Annotated in this window: 15 protein-coding genes and 1 pseudogene; 10 read left to right on the top strand and 6 right to left on the bottom strand. The window is 64.7% G+C overall.

The window, feature by feature from the left end:
- Positions 1 to 92 precede the first annotated feature (92 nt).
- A complete protein-coding gene (locus M8523_RS28160; protein ID WP_282588198.1) occupies positions 93 to 1,004 on the top strand; it encodes a LysR family transcriptional regulator in 912 nt (303 codons plus the stop codon).
- A 50-nt stretch (positions 1,005 to 1,054) separates the two neighbouring features.
- On the opposite strand, the gene M8523_RS28155 is transcribed toward M8523_RS28160, so the two are convergent.
- Positions 1,055 to 1,639, bottom strand: coding sequence for a hypothetical protein (locus M8523_RS28155; protein ID WP_282588197.1), 585 nt, complete (start codon positions 1,637 to 1,639; stop codon positions 1,055 to 1,057).
- 425 nt (positions 1,640 to 2,064) lie between these two features.
- Here M8523_RS28155 and M8523_RS28150 point away from each other — a divergent pair, with 425 nt between their 5' ends.
- From M8523_RS28150 to M8523_RS36890, 7 genes and pseudogenes are all read left to right on the top strand, one after another.
- Positions 2,065 to 3,324 (top strand): cupin domain-containing protein, encoded by a 1,260-nt coding sequence (locus tag M8523_RS28150; protein ID WP_282588196.1) that lies wholly within the window; start codon positions 2,065 to 2,067, stop codon positions 3,322 to 3,324.
- Positions 3,325 to 3,461: 137 nt separating this feature from the next.
- Positions 3,462 to 3,989 (top strand): c-type cytochrome, encoded by a 528-nt coding sequence (locus tag M8523_RS28145; RefSeq protein ID WP_282588195.1) that lies wholly within the window; start codon positions 3,462 to 3,464, stop codon positions 3,987 to 3,989.
- Between the two features lie 183 nt (positions 3,990 to 4,172).
- Positions 4,173 to 5,339 carry an efflux RND transporter periplasmic adaptor subunit gene (locus M8523_RS28140; protein WP_345894313.1) on the top strand — a complete coding sequence of 389 codons (1,167 nt, stop codon included), beginning with the start codon at positions 4,173 to 4,175 and terminating at the stop codon, positions 5,337 to 5,339.
- Positions 5,336 to 8,497, top strand: coding sequence for an efflux RND transporter permease subunit (locus M8523_RS28135; protein WP_282588194.1), 3,162 nt, complete (start codon positions 5,336 to 5,338; stop codon positions 8,495 to 8,497). The genes M8523_RS28140 and M8523_RS28135 overlap by 4 nt, the downstream gene beginning before the upstream one ends.
- Positions 8,498 to 8,499: 2 nt before the next feature.
- Positions 8,500 to 8,943: a hypothetical protein gene (locus M8523_RS28130; RefSeq protein WP_282588193.1), complete on the top strand. Its 444-nt coding sequence runs from the start codon at positions 8,500 to 8,502 to the stop codon at positions 8,941 to 8,943.
- Positions 8,944 to 9,332: 389 nt separating this feature from the next.
- A complete protein-coding gene (locus tag M8523_RS28125) occupies positions 9,333 to 10,493 on the top strand; it encodes a chloride channel protein (protein ID WP_428351486.1) in 1,161 nt (386 codons plus the stop codon).
- 51 nt (positions 10,494 to 10,544) lie between these two features.
- A pseudogene (locus M8523_RS36890) lies at positions 10,545 to 10,940 on the top strand (transposase); the annotation flags it as partial.
- Between the two features lie 372 nt (positions 10,941 to 11,312).
- Here M8523_RS36890 and M8523_RS28120 read toward each other — a convergent pair.
- The 5 genes from M8523_RS28120 to M8523_RS28100 are packed head-to-tail and all read right to left on the bottom strand — an operon-like array spanning position 11,313 to position 15,408.
- Positions 11,313 to 12,455 carry an S-methyl thiohydantoin desulfurase domain-containing protein gene (locus M8523_RS28120; protein WP_282588192.1) on the bottom strand — a complete coding sequence of 381 codons (1,143 nt, stop codon included), beginning with the start codon at positions 12,453 to 12,455 and terminating at the stop codon, positions 11,313 to 11,315.
- Positions 12,452 to 13,123: a DUF1989 domain-containing protein gene (locus M8523_RS28115; protein ID WP_282588191.1), complete on the bottom strand. Its 672-nt coding sequence runs from the start codon at positions 13,121 to 13,123 to the stop codon at positions 12,452 to 12,454. The genes M8523_RS28120 and M8523_RS28115 overlap by 4 nt, the downstream gene beginning before the upstream one ends.
- 38 nt (positions 13,124 to 13,161) lie before the next feature.
- Complete coding sequence (locus M8523_RS28110; RefSeq protein ID WP_282588190.1) at positions 13,162 to 13,881, bottom strand: amino acid ABC transporter permease; 720 nt, start codon at positions 13,879 to 13,881, stop codon at positions 13,162 to 13,164.
- Positions 13,878 to 14,537 (bottom strand): amino acid ABC transporter permease, encoded by a 660-nt coding sequence (locus M8523_RS28105; protein ID WP_282588189.1) that lies wholly within the window; start codon positions 14,535 to 14,537, stop codon positions 13,878 to 13,880. The genes M8523_RS28110 and M8523_RS28105 overlap by 4 nt, the downstream gene beginning before the upstream one ends.
- Positions 14,538 to 14,556: 19 nt before the next feature.
- Positions 14,557 to 15,408, bottom strand: a complete 852-nt coding sequence (locus tag M8523_RS28100) for a transporter substrate-binding domain-containing protein (protein WP_282588188.1) — start codon at positions 15,406 to 15,408, stop codon at positions 14,557 to 14,559.
- 259 nt (positions 15,409 to 15,667) lie between these two features.
- Here M8523_RS28100 and M8523_RS28095 point away from each other — a divergent pair, with 259 nt between their 5' ends.
- Together M8523_RS28095 and M8523_RS28090 are read left to right on the top strand one after the other, a co-directional pair.
- Entirely contained in the window at positions 15,668 to 16,294 is a 627-nt protein-coding gene (locus tag M8523_RS28095) for a DUF1989 domain-containing protein (protein ID WP_282588187.1), read from the top strand.
- Positions 16,291 to 17,475: a Rid family hydrolase gene (locus M8523_RS28090; protein WP_282588186.1), complete on the top strand. Its 1,185-nt coding sequence runs from the start codon at positions 16,291 to 16,293 to the stop codon at positions 17,473 to 17,475. The genes M8523_RS28095 and M8523_RS28090 overlap by 4 nt, the downstream gene beginning before the upstream one ends.
- Positions 17,476 to 17,516: the final 41 nt, after the last annotated feature.

Genomic DNA, 17,516 nt, shown 5'->3' with positions numbered 1-17,516 from the left:
CAAAATCGGACAAACGGCACGGTCCGGTAGAGAAAATCCACCTCAATGCTTATTGGCCTGCATAATCCGGGCTAGCAGGCTCTTTGGAGAACATGGTCTTGAACCTGCGGAAGCTCGACCTCAACCTGCTTGTCGTGTTCGACGCCATCGCTGACGAGCGCAGCGTGACGCGCGCAGCCGCCAAGCTACACATGACGCAGCCCGCGATCTCCCACGCACTCGGACGGCTGCGCATCGCGCTCGGTGACGACCTGTTCGTGCGAACCCCGGAGGGCATGGAACCGACCCCGTTCGCGCTTCGTCTCTCGGGTTCCGTGCGAACCGCGCTTCGGGGCATTCAGGCAGGCCTTCTCGACGCGTCCATCTTCGATCCGGCAACGAGCGAACGCTCTTTCTCGATCGCGGTCGATAATCGCAGCGCCCTAGTCCTTACGGCTCCGATCACCGCGGCCGTGAGTGCGGAAGGACCGGGCATACGCCTCGACCTGCGCCCGAGCGGCACGCTGAACCTTCCGGAGCAGCTCGACCGGGGCGACCTCGATCTCGCCCTCGGGGGTCTGGCTTCTTCAAATGAGCGTTTCAGGGACCTCAAGCTGTTCGACGATGGATTTGTCGCCTTGGTGCGTGTGGGCCACCCGGCCGCACTTGGCGAGATGATCGGGATCCATGCGCTGGGAGAGTTCCCTCACCTCATTCTGTCGTCCACGGGCGAGGACAGCGATTTCGTCGACGATGAACTCGCCGCTCATGGGCTGGCCCGGCGCGTCGCGCTTCGCGCGCCCCTGCTGGCGGCCGGTTCCACCCTGGCGCAATCCAATCTCATCGCGATCCTCGGCGAGCGGATCGCGAGAACCTTTGCTAGGACGACACCCCTTGCCGTGCTCCGACTGCCCTTCGTGTCGCCACGGTCGAACCTGGCGATGCTCTGGCATCGTCGTAACGACGACCTCCGGGCTCATCGCTGGTTACGTGACGTCGTCATGCGCGTGGCACGTACGGCGTGAGCGCTCCGACGCTCATGATCCCGCGGCGACGTGCTCGTCGGGTGGATGGGTCAAGGCGCCGCCAGCGCGACCGCAATGAGTTCTGCGGCGTAGGTTGCGGAAGCCCGGACGGCCGCGGCGTTGGTTCTCGAGGTGCCGACGTCGTCCGGTATCACGATCGCCTGCGCGTCGATGCCCGACGCCCGATAGGATCGCAGACGACTACCCAGGATTTCTGCCGACGAAAGTGGGTCCACCGACTGCCAGACGAACCGAAGCTTCGGTGGCTTGTATCCGTTGAGCGTCGCCTCGAATGACGGAAGCCAGCCGAGGTCCCGACACAGTAGCAGCCCCCCACAAATTGGGGTTTCGCCCCCCAAGGCAAGTCGGAGCGCGAGAGCTTCTCCCCCGCAGAGACCGACCAGGACGAGATGCGGCCCATGCCGTGTATCGGATCGCTCGACCTGCAAGAGACGATGCGTCTCGATTTCGTCGTCTTGAGTCTCGATCACCCAGAACGCAGCCGCTGGCATCGAGACGGCCCAGGTTTCGATCACCCGCTCGGCTTCGAGCGACCCGCCGCTTGCCACGAGCACAGCCACAGGGACCGACCGGTTGATCGTCGATGGAGCTGCCCATAGAGGGAAAGGTGACATGGTCTGGTGGTCCTCCGACTCTCGACAGAGTCGCTGTCGGACTGTACCGCCGCCAATGAATGTTCGACATCGTGACATGCCCCGTGATCATGCGGTGTCGCCTGCAAGTTGCTGGTCGGCGTTCGCTCTCTGGAGTCACCGGCGTCGAGAACTTGAGGACCCCCGACCTGGCCTCTCCTCCACGATCGCCTCCGACGCGCCGGCGAACATTACCACTTCAAAGGCGACAGCCGGCGCGATCGGCAGCACGGTGGCGGATCGGTCTGAGTGGTTCGTCGCAATCCAACATCTGAGTCGGAGAACCCTATTCAGATCGCGCATATCGGCATGCGCGATCTGAATTGGACCCAGCACACCGAAGAGTGATCTCAGAAGAGCGCTGTAGAACACTCGAACCACACCACACTCCTGAAGCGGTGACCCCCATGAACCGAAACCAGACAAGGCGTGGAGTTCTGACCGCTGGCGCCACGGCCAGCTTGTTCGGCCTCACCTCCCGGGCTCCAGCGGCCACCTTCGGTGATCCTGACGAGCCACCTCAAGGGGCGATCAATGCCGAGCGGGATCCGGCGAGCATCATCGATCGGGGGCCGCAGAACCTGACCCTCGCCGGGCAGTTTCCGAATTCGTTTAGCCCACCCCCGACCGATGTCGGCGATCTGCCGCAGTTCTGGGCCTCGTTCAACAACGCACCACGGCGCATCCAGGACGGCGGCTGGGCCAGGCAGGTCACGCAGGCGGATTTCCAGATCTCGAAGGAGATCTCCGGAGTGAACATGCGGCTCGATGCAGGCGGCGTTCGGGAACTGCATTGGCATCAGGCGGCCGAATGGGGCTACATGAGCTACGGCGCCTGCCGCGTCACTGTCCTCGATCCGGAAGGACGCGCCTATGTGGCCGACACGAAGGAGGGCGATCTCTGGTATTTCCCGACCGGCTACCCGCACTCGTTGCAGGGGCTCGGCCCGGATGGCTGTGAGTTCATCCTCTGCTTCGACAGTGGTGAGCAGTCCGAGTACAACACTTTGCTGGTGACGGACTGGATCGCCCACACCCCACCGGACGTGTTGGCGTTGAACTTCGGAGTGCCCGCCGAGATGTTCGGCAAGATCTACACTCACGACCTTTGGATTTTTCAGGGAACTGTGCCAGGTCCGCTTGTCGCCGATCAGGACGCGGTCAAGGGTTCGAACGGGCCGGTTCCGAACCCCTTCACCCATGCGCTCGCAGGAGGCCTTATCGCCAAGCAGACGAAGGGCGGCATGGTGCAGATCGCCGACAGCAGCAACTTTAAAGCGTCGACCACGATAGCGGCCGCGCTCGTTACCGTACATCCAGGTGGCATGCGCGAGATGCACTGGCATCCCAACGCCGACGAGTGGCAATACTACATCAAAGGATCGGCGCAGATGACGGTGTTCAACACCGGTCCGAAGGCCGTGACGAACAATTTCATGCCCGGCGACATCGGCTATATCAAACGCAATCTGGGTCACTACATCAAGAACGTGGGCAATTCCGACTTGGTATTCTTGGAAGTGTTCAAGAGCGGCTCCTATCAGGATCTGTCCCTGTCAGATTGGCTTTCCCACACGCCTCCGGCCCTTGTCGCCGCTCACCTCAACGTGTCACCGGAAAATATCGCCAAGTGGCCGAGCGGCGCCCCCGTCGTTGTGCCGCTCTGATGCTTCGGCTCCCCGAACGCGAGACATCCGGATTGCACCTCGTCCTATGAGTTCGGGTCGAACGTCACCGCCGCGGCGGGGTCAGGTTCAATGGCACGATCCAGCTTCCCCATCCTCTTCACGGAGCGCGACCCGCGATGAAACCGTTCACTGCCATCGCTTGTGCAGCGTGTCTGGCGATCGCCGCCGGTGTCGGAACCGCAACCTTCTTCTTCGGCGGCGTCTTCAGCGTAGCGGCGAGCGAGCGGGATCCCGCGTTGGTCAATTGGGCGTTGGTCCATGTCCGTGAGGCCTCGATCACGCGTCACGCGACCGATCAGCCGCCGATGTCGCTCGACGATGCGTCGGTGGTCCAGGGCGGGGCACAGGCCTATGCGAGCCTGGGATGCCAGTCCTGCCATGGCGGCCTCGGGGTGAAACCCGCACGGTTCTCGCAGGGACTGAACCCGCAACCGAACCTCAAGGCGGTCATCGAAGACATTACGCCCCCGGAACTCTTCTGGGTGCTCAAGAACGGCATCAAGATGACTGGCATGCCGAGCTTCGGTACCGGCAAGGATCCCGTTCCCGATGCGGAGCTTTGGAGTGTGACCGCTTTTCTGAAGCGCGTGCCCAGCCTGTCGAGCGACGATCTCGCCAAGTGGACCGCGGCCCATCACGGCTAGCTGAGAGCATCGACCGTCGGGTACGGCGGGGCAGCGGATCGAACACCGCTCGGATGGGTGAGTTGACGAGCAGCCGTCACGAACCTGCATCGACACAGGCACCTGATGAAGAGACGGCACACTGATCATGCCTCAGCGGCGATGTCCGTCGCGTCACCGTGATGAGAGAGAAAGTAGGCCGTTATGCGAACATTCATCTCGCGATCGTTGATGGTGTCGGCCGCTATCGGGGCCGGTGTTCTCGGCTGGGTCGTCCTGAACCGGCCCGCACCTTCATCCGCGCCTGCCGTAGCTCCGGCGCCGGTGCCCGTCGTCACGGCTGTCGTGAAGAGAGAGGACGTCCCGATCGTGCTGGAAGGCCTCGGCACGGTCCAGGCCCTCAAAGTGGCAACGATCCATAGCCAAGTGGCCGGACTACTGGAGCGCGTGGACTTCACCGAAGGCCAGACGGTCAAGCGCGGCGACGTGCTGGCTCAGATCGACCCGCGGCTCTATCAGGCGAGGCTCGCGCAGGCCCAAGCCCAGCTGGCACGCGACAAAGCGCAGGTGACCAACGTACAGACCAACCTCGGCCGCAACGAACCACTGCTGCAGCGCGGCTACGCGACCGAACAACAGGTTACCGACCAGAAGGCCCAGGTCGACCAGCTCCAGAACACGCTTAAGGCCGACCAGGCCGCCATCGACGACGCGGAGACCGAGTTCGAATTTGCAACTCTGCGGGCACCGTTCGATGGCGTCACCGGCATCCTGCAGGTCGACATCGGCAACGTGATCCGCCCCGCGGATCCCGGCGGCATCGTCACCATGACCCAGGTGCAGCCGGTCAGCGTCGTCTTCACGCTGCCCGCAGCCGACATACCGCCCGTTCAGGCGGCTCTCGCGCGAGGGCCGATCGCGGCCACCGTCTACGACCAGGGCGGGACGAAGAAGCTCGACACGGGTTCGCTGCTGCTAATCAACAACCAAGCCAATCCGACATCCGGCACCGTCCAGCTAAAGGCCAACTTCCCGAACGCCGAGCGGCAGTTGTGGCCCGGCACCTTCGTCAACGCCGAGATCACCACCTCGGTGGTCAAGGACGCCCTGACGATCCCGACCGATGCCGTGCAGCAGAACGACAAGGGACAGTTCGTCTACGTCGTCGGTGCGGACGGCAAAGTCGCCATCAAAGCGGTGGAGATCGGACAGCGCGAGCGAGGGACGGCTTTGATCGCCAAGGGGCTCGATGCGGGCGAGACGGTGGTAGTGCAGGGCCAGTACCGTCTCGTGGCGGGCACCCTGGTCAAAGCATCGTCGCCCGGCGACGTGCCGAACACCTCCACGGCCAGCGCGGGGATGCTGCCATGAACCTGTCCTCCGGCTTCATCCACCGGCCGATCGCCACCGTCCTGCTCATGGTGGCGGTGGTCGCCCTCGGGGCTCTCAGCTACACGCTGTTGCCGGTGGCGGCGCTGCCCAACATCGACTCGCCGACGATCCAGGTCACGGCGCAGCTTCCCGGCGCCGATCCGCAAACCGTGGCGTCGTCTGTCGCGACGCAGCTTGAGCGCCAGTTCGGCGAGATCCCCGGCATCACCCAGATGACCTCGAGCAGCGGCACGGGGTTCATGGAGATCACGCTGCAGTTCGACCGGAGCCGCACGATCGACTCGGCCGCCGGCGACGTGCAGGCCGCCATCAACGCCACCCAGGGACAGCTGCCGGCGAGCTTGCTCAATCCGCCGATCTATCGCAAGACCAACCCGGCCGACACGCCGATCCTGCTCGTGGCTATGACGTCCGACGCGCTGCCGATCATGACGGTAAGCGACTATGCGAACTCGATCGCGGCCCAGAAGATCTCGCAGATCCCCGGCGTCGGCCTCGTCGGCCTCGGCGGCCTGCTGAGCCCCGCCATCCGCGTCCAGATCAACCCGGCCCAGCTCGCCGCCGAGAACCTCGACTTCGAGAACGTCCGGGGGGCCCTGGCCAACCTGACCGTCGACCAGCCGAAGGGCCAACTCTACGGCGGGCAGCAGGCGACGGCGCTTCAGACCAACGATCAGCTCATGACGGCGGCCGGCTTCGACGCGACCATCGTGGCCTATCGCGACGGGGCGCCGATCCGGGTGCGCGACATCGGCCATGCCGTAAAGGCGCCCCAGGACACGACGCTGGGAGGCTGGCTCAACACCAAGCCCGCCGTGCTCCTCGCCGTGCAGCGCTCGCCGGGCGCGAATGTGATGTCGACCGTTGCTGCGATCAAGAAGGCGCTGCCGCAACTTCGTGCCTCACTCCCGCCCAGCATCGACATGCAGGTCGTGTCCGACCGCACCCAGACGATCGCCGCCAGCGTCGCGGACGTGCGTTTCACGCTGCTGCTCACCATCGCGCTCGTGGTGGGGGTCATCGCGGTGTTCCTGCGCAAACTGTGGGCGACCGTGATCCCGGCGATCTCGGTGCCAATTTCCATCGTGGGCACCTTCGGGGTGATGTACGCGCTCGGCTACAGCCTCGACAACCTGTCGCTAATGGCACTGACGATCGCCGTCGGCTTCGTGGTCGACGATGCCATCGTCATGGTGGAGAACATCGTCCGCCACATCGAGGACGGGGCGGCGCCGCTCCAGGCCGCCCTCGACGGGGCCGGTGAGATCGGCTTCACCATCTTGTCGATCTCCATATCCCTTATCGCCGTGTTCATCCCGCTCTTCCTCATGAGCGGCGCCGTCGGCCTGATGTTCCGGGAGTTCGCCGTCACGGTCGCGGTGTCGATCCTGGTGTCAGTCCTGGTCTCGCTGACCCTCACCCCGATGCTCTGCGCGAAGCTGCTGCCGGCCCACGAGCACGGCGAGGCGGGGCGCGTGTCTCGCGTCTTCGAGAGCTTCTTCGCCTGGCTCGTCGGTGCCTACGACAAGGGCCTCGTCGTCGCCCTGAGATACCGCCTCGTGACGCTCGGCGTGATGATCGCCACGGTGGCCGCGACGGTCGCGCTCTTCGTCGTCATCCCGAAGGGGTTCTTCCCCCAGCAGGACACCGGCCTCATCGTCGGCATCAGCGAGGCCGCCCAGGACGTCTCGCCGGCCGGTATGAAGGAGCGCCAGCAGGCCATCCTCGATATCACCAGCCGCGACCCCGCGGTCGCGTCGGCGGTCGGCTACATCGGCCCGGGCGGACCCACCGTAACGGAGAACGACGGGCGCGTGTTTATCACGCTCAAGCCCAAAGGCGAGCGCGACGTCACCGCCGACCAGGTCATCGCGCGCCTCACGACGGCTCTTCAACCGGTCCAGGGCATGACGCTCTACATGCAGGCCGCCCAGGACATCAACATCGGCAGCCGCCTGTCGAAGACCCAGTACCAATTCACCCTAACCGACGTCGACAGCGCGGAGCTGAACCTCTACGCCCCGAAGCTGCTCGCCAAACTCCAGGCTCTGCCGGAGCTGACCTCCGTCGCTAGCGACCAGCAGTCGACCGGGCGGACCCTCAACGTCGAAATCGACCGCTCGGCGGCCTCTCGGCTCGGCATCGACCCTGCCGCGATAGACTCCACACTCTACGACGCCTTCGGTCAGCGCCATGTGGCGCGCATCTACACGGCGCTGAACCAGTATTACGTGATCCTTGAGGTGGACCCCCGCTATCAGCTCGGGCCAGACGCGCTGGGACGCATCTACGTCCGCTCGCAGAGCAACGCCTCCGTACCGCTCAGCCAGATTGCCAGTTTCGTCCAGAGCGTGGCACCCGTCGCGGTCAACCACCAGGGGCAGTTTCCCTCCGTCACCCTTAGCTTCAATCTCGCACCAAGCGCGACCATCGGGGCTGCCGTCTTCGCTGTTCAGGACGCGGCGCACAAACTGCATCTGCCGTCCTCGATTGCGACCGGGTTCCAGGGCAACGCCCAGGCGTTCCAGAGTTCGCTGTCGAGCACGCCGCCGCTGATCCTCGCGGCCCTCTTCGCCGTCTACGTCATCCTGGGCATGCTGTACGAGAGCGCCATCCACCCGCTGACCATCCTGTCGACGTTGCCGTCGGCGGGCTTGGGGGCGCTCGCGACGCTGCTCCTGGTCGGGCGCCCGCTCGACGTGATCGGCATCATCGGCATCATCCTGCTGATCGGCATCGTCAAGAAGAACGGCATTATGCTGGTCGACGTGGCCCTGGTTGGGCAACGGGACAGGGGCCTGTCGGCCGAGGCAGCTGTGCATGAAGCCTGTCTTCTCCGCTTCCGGCCCATCCTCATGACCACCATGTGTGCGCTCCTCGGCGGCGTGCCCTTGATGCTGGGCACGGGCACAGGATCGGAAATCAGGCAGCCGCTCGGATACGCCATTGTCGGCGGCCTGTTGGTGTCCCAGGTCCTCACGCTGTTCACCACGCCCATCGTCTACATCTACATGGACAGGCTCCGCGACGCTCTATCACACATGCGCCGACCGGCTCCTGCGGAACTGGCGAACCGCGCCGGACCGGCCCAGCAGGCCCACACCGTTCCCGGTGTTGGCGTGAGAAAGGCAGGTTGATCATGAGTCTCTTGAAGTCACGCCATAGCAAGCTTCACGCTCTGACCCTGGGGATCATCTTCGGGCTGAGCGTCTGCTCCGGCGCCACCGCCGACGACGCGGACGATGCGCGGACGAAGGCCATGGCCTGCAGCGAGGCCGTGATCACGCAGGATGCTCTCTCGCGAGGAGAGAGACCCGTGGCACTGGCTCGGCGAGCCTATTACAGCTGCATCGACGCCTGGGCTGACGCCGCACATCTCCTGTCGGACCATATGGCAGCCGATCCTGCGGTCCGCGCGCTGAGGCTGGATCAGAGGACCTTGAACGGCAGCACCCCGGCTGGCACCTATCTGGGACTGCGCTCTGCAGACCTGAAGCTCCGGGCCGATTTCATCCGCACGGCGAAATCAGAGATCAGAGCCATCCGTGCTGGTGGAGCCTTGGGCGGCGCCCCCGAGCGGTGAGCCTCTTCGGGCAAACCGTTCCAGAGCCCGACATCTCGAACTGCGGTGCTCGCCGATTGAAGTATGCTGGCGGCGCATAGCCTGAATCTCGCACCGACCTTTGTCGTCTTGGCAACAGCGGCTGCCGTTCGAACGCCGCACGATGTTCAAACCCGTCGTGTCATCACCGATGAAGGCCAATATGCGTCCGATGTTCCATAAGCAGCCCAAGTCACAGCGAGGCTCAGCAGGCGCGGACCTCCCCATAAGCATGAAAAACGCCAGGGCCGCATTTCCAGCCGAAGTCTCGTCAAAATCGACCGTTGTGGAACTCCCCCATTGCCAGATGTGGCTACCTCGCCCTTTGGGCCGTCACGATCTTGATCGGGGTCGGAGCCGGACTGTGCGGGATGCTTCTCGCGATGTTGCTCCACTTCGTTCAGCATATCGCTTATGGCTACAGCCTTGCTGAGATCATCAGTCACGAAAGCTTTCTCAACGGAGTGGTAGACGCAAAGCCTTGGCGTCGTGTTGGTGCAATGGCAGTCTGCGCATCCGTGGCCGGGTTTGGCTGGTGGGCGGTGTACGCCTATGGTCGTCCACTCGTCAGCATCAAGCAAGCGGTGAAGTCGCACGAGGCAACGATGCCCCTGGCGACTGTCGGACATGCCCTGCTGCAGATTGTCACCGTCGGTTTAGGTTCTCCACTGGGCCGAGAAGTGGCGCCTCGTGAGATCGGTGCTCTGCTGGCGACTTGGCTGGTGCGGAAGACAAATCTCAGTGCTGCGAACACCAGGATCATGATCGCGTGCGGTGCCGGTGCCGGGCTAGCTGCAGTCTACAATGTCCCGCTCGGTGGCGCTGTGTTCACACTTGAGGTTATGTTGCAGACGTTCAGCATTGCTGCCGCAGTCCCGGCCATCATCACGTCCGTCATTGCAGCCCTGGTCGCCTGGATTGGCTTGGGCAACGCATCGCAGTACAGGATGCCCGACCTGCAGGTCAGCACTTCACTCATATTGTGGTCTACCTGTGTCGGACCAATCTTCGGTTATGGAGGCCAATGGTATGCGAGGCTCGCCACAGCGGCGCGGGCCCGAGCGCCACGGAACTGGCGCCTCGTTCCATGGTGTGGCGCCGTTTTCATTCTGGTCGGTGTCGCTGCTGTGCCTTTTCCGCATCTACTGGGAAACGGCAGGGGCCCGATCCAACTCGGGCTGGACAGCGACATCAGTTTACGTCTCGCAGCAGAACTGCTGGCTCTAAAGCTTATTGCGACGACGGCCTGTCTTCGCGCTGGAGCGGAAGGAGGCATGCTCACCCCCGGCATGACCATCGGCGCTCTTCTCGCAACCGCACCAGGCATAGCATGGACCGCACTCTGGCCTGGCATTCCCATCGGAGCATTCGCGGTGGTAGGGGTGACTGCGTTCCTGGCTTCGTCCATGACGATGCCGCTCACGGCGGTCGTGCTTGTCTTGGAGTTCACCCGTGTCAGCCACGATTTTCTAATTCCCATGCTCCTCGCAGTTGGCGGTTCAATGGCCACCAACAAATGGTGTCGTAGTTGATCCCGCAGTTCGGTTCGAGCACCGAGACCTTGTCCTATCTCGCATCAGGCATCCGGCGTCGGCCCCAACGCGGCGCTCGCCTTCCGGGCCACCATCGACCGGCCCAACCGCTTCCGGCACTCGCGGGACGTTGGCGCCCACCTCGACCTGACGCCGGCCCTCTATCAATCAGGCGAAACCGATATCCAAGGGCGGGTCAGCCGATGCGGCGACGAACTCGCGCGAACGGCACTCTACGAAGCGGCGCACACGCTGCTCGTGAGGAGCAAGAAATGGTCGAGCCTTCGGGCCTGGGGCATGACGATCGCCAAACGCCGCGGCATTGCGCGGGCCCTCGTCGCAGTCGCGCGCAAGCTCGCCGTCATCCTGCACCGCATGTTGATCGATGAGACCGAATTCCGTTTTGGCCGCGAGCCAGACGCCGCAGCCCGTCTTGCAGCTGCCTGAGACCATCAAGGAATCGGTCAAACAGGAGGCCGGTCAATAGAATTCGGCCCTCAAGGGTCGTCCGGATCGTTCCCGTGGGGACGAAGGGCAAGACAACCTCGTTAAGCGTCTCGAACCAGCGGCAATCCCCTTGCCGCAAGGTCGTGAAACAGATTGAGGTGTCACGCCTTCCTGACCCCATCATGCGGCGGCTCCACGCCGACCGCGAAGAGAAGCGAGTGACCCACGGGATCGACGGCGAAACCCTGAGCAGGACAGCTTGACCACCAAACCCCAATCAGAGAAGGCTCTCGGTGGTGCTCAGCGAACAACCATCGCGCTGCCCTCATGTGGAGCGGGACCAAATCGCTTCAACGAAGGTGACAAAGCGATTCAGGCTGTGTTGCGGTCTCCACCGATCAGGACAGGATCGAAATCAAACCCGAAGCGGCGTGGACCCAAAAGGTTTCGCCCTACGGGTGTCCTCCAGATGGGATCCAGGCTCGGAACGGCGACGATGGAGACAGCGCGGCCGGGCGTCACGTCGCCGAGCGTCGTGAGTGGTTCGAGTGTACTCGCGTCAAGCACGGCAATGGGATCGGGGCTGGAGGCCACGAGAACGCCATCGCGCATGACGAGATGGTGCTCGTTCTTCACCCAGATGGAGCATTGGCGTCCCTCGTCGCGGCCGGTCCCCTCGATGAAGTAGTCGAGTTCACGGAAGCGGTAAGGCTCCTGGCTTCGCCAATGCGTCTGCTTTGCCACACCCTCGAACAGCAGGTGAGCATCAAAGGCGGCCACGACAGCCGCGAGCCGGACCTTCGGCGGTTCGGCGCCCCCCAGCAATTGCCCAGCCGTTTGCGCGCGTTCGACACTGCCGGCCACCAGTCCTTGTCCGAATGAGGCCGCCGGTTGAAGGTAGCCGGCGCAGGCCAGCCCGCGACCCCACACGGCGCGGCTGACGTGACGGCCGAGGCGATCCGCCATGGCGGCGCTCGGGGACGAGAGCAGCACCGTCTCTCCCCCGAACCGGTCGACCAGGGCAAGCGGCGCGGGCGCCAGACCGACGAGGTCGAGCTTGCTGAGGCCGAGTTCCGGTATCGAGCGGCCGGTGCCGTCGGCGTCAAGCACCGCCTTGCCGAGGAGGTCGGCCGCGACCAGGGTCGCCGCCATGGCGAGGCTGCCAAGCTCGACCACGGCAAGCGCCGTGATCGTCCGACCTGTCGCGCGCTCCAACGCCGTCACGGCACGGGCGAAACGCTCGCCCATGGCGAGATCCGCGGCCGGAACCCCGAGTGCGTGCCGCTCCTCGGCACTGACATCCTCCTCCGGGTCTCGGCCGCCCAAAACGATGGTGGCGCAGGCGAACGCATCCCTGGGCAGAGACGCCGGATCCGTGAAGCGCGGCTGGTAATCCGGCCCGAAATGCGCGCGCAACAACGCGATCCCGGCGGCCGCACGGCCACCCCCGCCTGTCCCGAAGAAGACGAGACCGCGGAACAAGTCGTCGAGAACGATTCCGGCCGCCGCGCTCACGACGGTTGCCCCGCGTAGATCAACAGACCGAGTCTCGTCGCCTTGAAGCCGTTGCAGACATTGCGCTCCTGCGGGCAATTCGAGATCGCCACCACGAGGTCCCGCTCGGCCTTGAGGTCGATGCTGTCGCCCGGCTTCGAGATGGGCGCGATCACGCCGATGTCGCCGTTCGGGCCGACCGGGACATTCATGAAGATATTGAACGTGTACGGGATTTCGGTGAGCTTCACACCATAGGGCGCCATAACGGCCGCCAGGTTCTCGCGGCAGTTCGGCTGATGTTCGGCTTCGCTGCCGTAGCGCATGCGGTTCAACCCCGGGCAGCAGGAGCCGGCGAGGATGTCGTGACGCCCGACCGTGTCGCGGGTGATCTCCAACATCCGCCAGGCGTCGACCGAATAGATGTAGTCGCCCGTCGTCAGATTGATGTTGCCCTTCAGCATGACCGTGGTGCTGTGGGAGATCTTGTCAGCCATGTTGTTTTTGTCGAAGCAGATGAAATCGGCGACCTGCTGCCCGTCGAGATCGACGATGCGCAGCGTTTCGCCCTGTTCGAGCTCGAAGGCGACCCGGCCCTTGGGGGCGAGAACCTCCGCCCACCGACAGGGTCCCGGCTCATCGGGAAGATGTCTCAGGTCGGCAGGGCGATCGATGGCGGAGGTGGGCATCGGAGTCTCTCCGGAACGCGGGGGATGAAACGGCATCGTCACACCAAAGGCCAGTCGAGTGCGAGATAGCGGGCCGCGACGGTGCTGCCGCGCAGTGACGTGCGCCGCCGCAGGCGGGTCCGGGCCTCAAGGCGGTCCACAGCCGCACTAAGCCCGAGGGTCATCAGCCAGTAGAGAAGCGCCAGGGCCGCGAAGACCGGCACGGTCGCGAAGCTTTCCGCCTGGATCCGCATCGCCGCATGGGTCAGCTCCGGCACGGAAATGATCGACAGGACGGCGGAGTCCTTGAGAAGCATCACGGCCACCACGCGACCGGGCGGAACGGCAGCGGCGGTCGTCTGCGGCGCCACCACGGCAATCAGCGTTGCGCGACCCGTGAGGCCAAGGGCATGGGCTCCCTCCGTCTGGCCTCGCGGTACGGAGAGAAAGGCACCACGTAGGACCTCGGCGAAATAGGCAGCGCCGTAGAGGGCAAGCGCGACGACGCCGCTGGTGCTCGGCGCGAACCGTATCAGGAGGCGTGGGGCGCCGAAATGGACCACAACCAGAAGCACCACGAACGGCATGTTGCGCAGAAGCTCGATCAGTTCGGTGCCGAGACCCCGGACAACGCGGTGTCGGGACAGCTTGGCCAGCGCGAGCGGCACCGCCAGCACCAAGCCTGCGACGATCCCCGCGGAAGCCAGAAGCACGGTCAGCAGGAGACCCTGCGCCAGCAGGCCGGCGTGATCGCGGAGCACCGCGAAGGCGTCCGTCATCGCACGAACCGGGCATTGCGTCGTTCGGCGAGACTGCCGAACCGGCTCGCGATGAGATTGATTGCCACATAGATGCAGGCCGCCGCGAGCAGCGTCTCGAACGGGCGATAATTCACGGCATAGATCTGCTGGGCGGTGCGCAGGACGTCGGTCACCGTGATGGCTGACAGCAATGCCGTCGCCTTGAACAGGATGGTGAACTCGTTGACGAGCGCCGGCACGCTGACGCGCAGTACCTGCGGCAGCAGAACGCGAAGCCAGATGCAAGGTGCGCCGAGGCTCAGGCTGGCCGCGGCTTCCACTTGTCCGGCCGGAATGGTGGCAAGGCCGCCGCGGAAAATCTCGCTGACAAAGAAGGCGCTGCTTGTCCCGATCGCCAGAGTGCCGGCCGTCACCGGTGTGAGGTTCAATCCGATCGCGGGCAGCACGTAATAGGCAATCAAGATCAGCACCAGCAGCGGCGTGCCGAAGATGATGCTTCGCGCGACCGCCACGATGGCGCTGAGCGGCGGCCACTTGAGCGCCCGCAGCACCGTCAGCATGAAGCCGCCGCCGATCGCGAGCGACATCGCCAGCAGCGCGATGCCGAGGCTGACGCCGCTCGCGGCGACCAGCTTGGGCAAGGCGGTCGCGAAAGCGGTCGTGTCGAAGTCCACGGCGAACCTTCGATCGACGTCAGAGCGCGCCCGGCGGGAGCGTGACGTTGTCCGGGATCGTCATGGTGAAGCCGAACCAGTTCTTCTGCAGCTCGGCGAGCTTGCCGTTGTCGTTCATTGTCTTGATGACGCTCGAGATGCGAGCCCGCAGATCGTCGTCGCCCGGCCGGCAGACCCAGGCGATGTAGCGCTGCGATTGGCTGACCGGTCCGGCGAGCCCGAACACACCCGGCTTTTCCTTGACCAGCACGGCCGCATTGGGCGCGCTCTGCACGACGGCATCGAGTTCGCCGCTGGCCAAGGCCTGATAGGCCTCTGGGAATGACGGGTAGAGCTTGAGGTCGGCGAAACCCATGCCGCCGGCGGTCTTCAGGGCGGCATCCGCCTTGCGGGCCTCCTGCTCGGTCGTGGTGCCGAGCTGGGTGCCGACCGTCTTGCCTTCGAGATCCTTGACCGCGGTCAGCGCGGTCTCGTCCGCCCGCTTCACGATCACTTCACTCGAGACCGCGATGGGAAACGTGAAAGCGTATTTGGCGGCGCGCTCCGGCGTGACGCCGACCGATGTCGCCACGAAGTCGAATTTCTTGGCATCCAGCCCCGCGAGAATGCCCTGGAACGGCACGTCGAGTTGATTGAGCTCGACCCCGAGGTCGGCCACCACGGCATCGAGGATATCCTTGCCATAGCCCGTGATCTTTCCGTCCCGCATGAATTCGAAGGGCGGAAAGGCCACCTCCGTCCCGACCGTCAACTTCTTGGTGGCCAGGATGTGCTGCAGCGTGGTCTCGGCGCGCGCTGCACTGCTTGCGCCGCCGGCAAGGAGCGCGAGCGCTAAGGCGGCCACGAAAGGCCGGCGTGTCCATAACGTCATGAGGACCCCTTGAGAAAAGTACGGGTGAGTGCGTCACCCATCGAGGCGACGATTCGGCTCCACTGAAAGCAGGCTAGACGAACACCGCGCTGCGAATAGCATTGATTTCACCCTGCAATGATGCCTTTCAGGCACCAGAAAAACAGCCCTTGCGGAATGCGCCCGCACGCATTTAGGCATCGCTGCGCAAGGTATTTGGTTCTTCTCAGGCTTCGCCGCCTGGGCTTGTGATGCCGCCATCAGGCAAGGGAGATTGGGCGTGGCAGAGGGGAGTGAGACCAGTGGAGCGCGCGACCGGGTCTTGGAACCGCGTGGTCGCAGCGCCTTCGCGATGCGGGCCGGCGAGGTGCTGCGCATCACGGATATCGAGGGGCAGCAGGTGGCCGATCTGGTCTGCTTCAACCGGCACGATCTAGGCGAGAAGCTTTCGGTGCACGTCACCATGATGGACCAGGGCAGCATCTACATGAAGAAGGGCCGCAGCCTGCTGTCCAACCATTGCAACAGCCTGATGACCCTGGTGGACGACACCTGCGGCGTTCACGATCTGCTGGCCGGCTCGTGCAACGAGGGATCGAATTTCAAGCGCTTCGGGCAGCATGACACCCCCAATTGCCGCTCGAACCTCGAAGCGGCGCTGGCGCCCTTCGGCATCCCCATGACGGAGATCCCCTATAGCTTCAACGTCTTCATGAACGTGAGCATGCATCCGGACGGCAGTATCCGCACCATCGAACCGGTCTCGAAGCCCGGCGACTACGTTGATCTGCGCGCCGACATGGATCTGATCGTCGCCATCTCGAACTGTCCCTCGGACCAGGGTCCCTGCAACGGTTATCATCTCACGGAGATCGGCCTCGTGGTCCGGCCTGGCGAGGCGCAGTGACGGCCGCCCCGATGCGGACGGTCGCCGTGCCGGGCCTCCGGACCCTGGGCGCCGAGAGTCTCGCGGTGCGGGCCGGCGGGCTTGTGTTCACCGGAGCGCTCGGCACCCGCCACGGCGACGGCGGCGATAGCTGGACCCATGTCGCCCGCGCGCTCGAGGTGCTGGGCTGCCGGCCCGACCAGGTCGGTAAGCTCAAGGCGTTCCTCGTGACCATGGAGGACGCGGGCAATGCGACGGCCGTCTGCAGGAGTGTGTTCCCCGCAGCCGCCATCACGGCCGTGGGCGCCGGTCTCCCTGCCGGCGGCGGATCTTCGCTGCTGGAAGCGGTCGGCATGATCGGGGACAGGCCGGAGGTCGTCGTCGAGCACGGCGCCATCGTCGCGACGCGGCTCGGCCCGCTGGTGCTCACGGCCGGGTGCGGCCCCTTCGCGGGCGATCGGCTGGTGGGCGCGGGCGACCTTGGAGCGCAGGGCCAGCAGGCGCTCGAACGGATGTGTGCCGCCCTGAACCGAGCGGGTGCCGGGCCGGACGACCTTCTCAAGGTCAACAACACGACCTCCTGCTGGCACGACTACCGGCTCTACAACGCCGCCTATAATTCCAATCTTGCGGGTTCCAGCGCCGCGCGGTGTTCCGTCAGCGGCGCCTTGCGCGATCCCTTGTCCCTGATCGAGATCGAAGCGATCGCGGCGCCTGGCCTCGATCGCCGCTACGTCGATTCGACACGCAGCGGTGTGGGACGGGATCAGTTCCTGGCCCGTCCCGACACGACCTACCTCCCCGACCTTGGCCCCTGCAAAGGGCCGCACAGCCATGGCGCTCGGGCCGGGGATCTGGTGTTCATCGCCGGCGAGTGCCCCTACGATGCGGAGGATCGGCTGGTCGGACCGGGCGATGTCGCAGCCCAGACGATGCGGACGCTGGAGAACGTGAGATTGTCGCTCGAAGCTCTCGGCGGGACCCTCGCCGACGTTGTGAAGACCAGCGTCACCTTGTCGGATGCGCGGCTGATTCCCGCCTTCGAGCGCGCCTATGCTGAGGTCTTCGCGCCGCCCTATCCGGCGCGGTCGCTCGTGGCGACGCCGCTCGGCCAGTACGGCATCCTGGTCGAAATGGAGGCGATCGCGGTGATCGGCGCCGCCTGGGACGGGCTCGCGGCGGTCGGCGGCGCAATGCCGTGAGGGAGATGCACGTCTTGATCGAGCGAGCCGAAGGCCAGGAC

The sequence above is a fragment of the Lichenifustis flavocetrariae genome, assembly GCF_026130545.1.
Taxonomy (GTDB): domain Bacteria; phylum Pseudomonadota; class Alphaproteobacteria; order Rhizobiales; family Beijerinckiaceae; genus Lichenihabitans; species Lichenihabitans flavocetrariae.
This window is presented reverse-complemented; position numbering and strand designations above follow the sequence as displayed.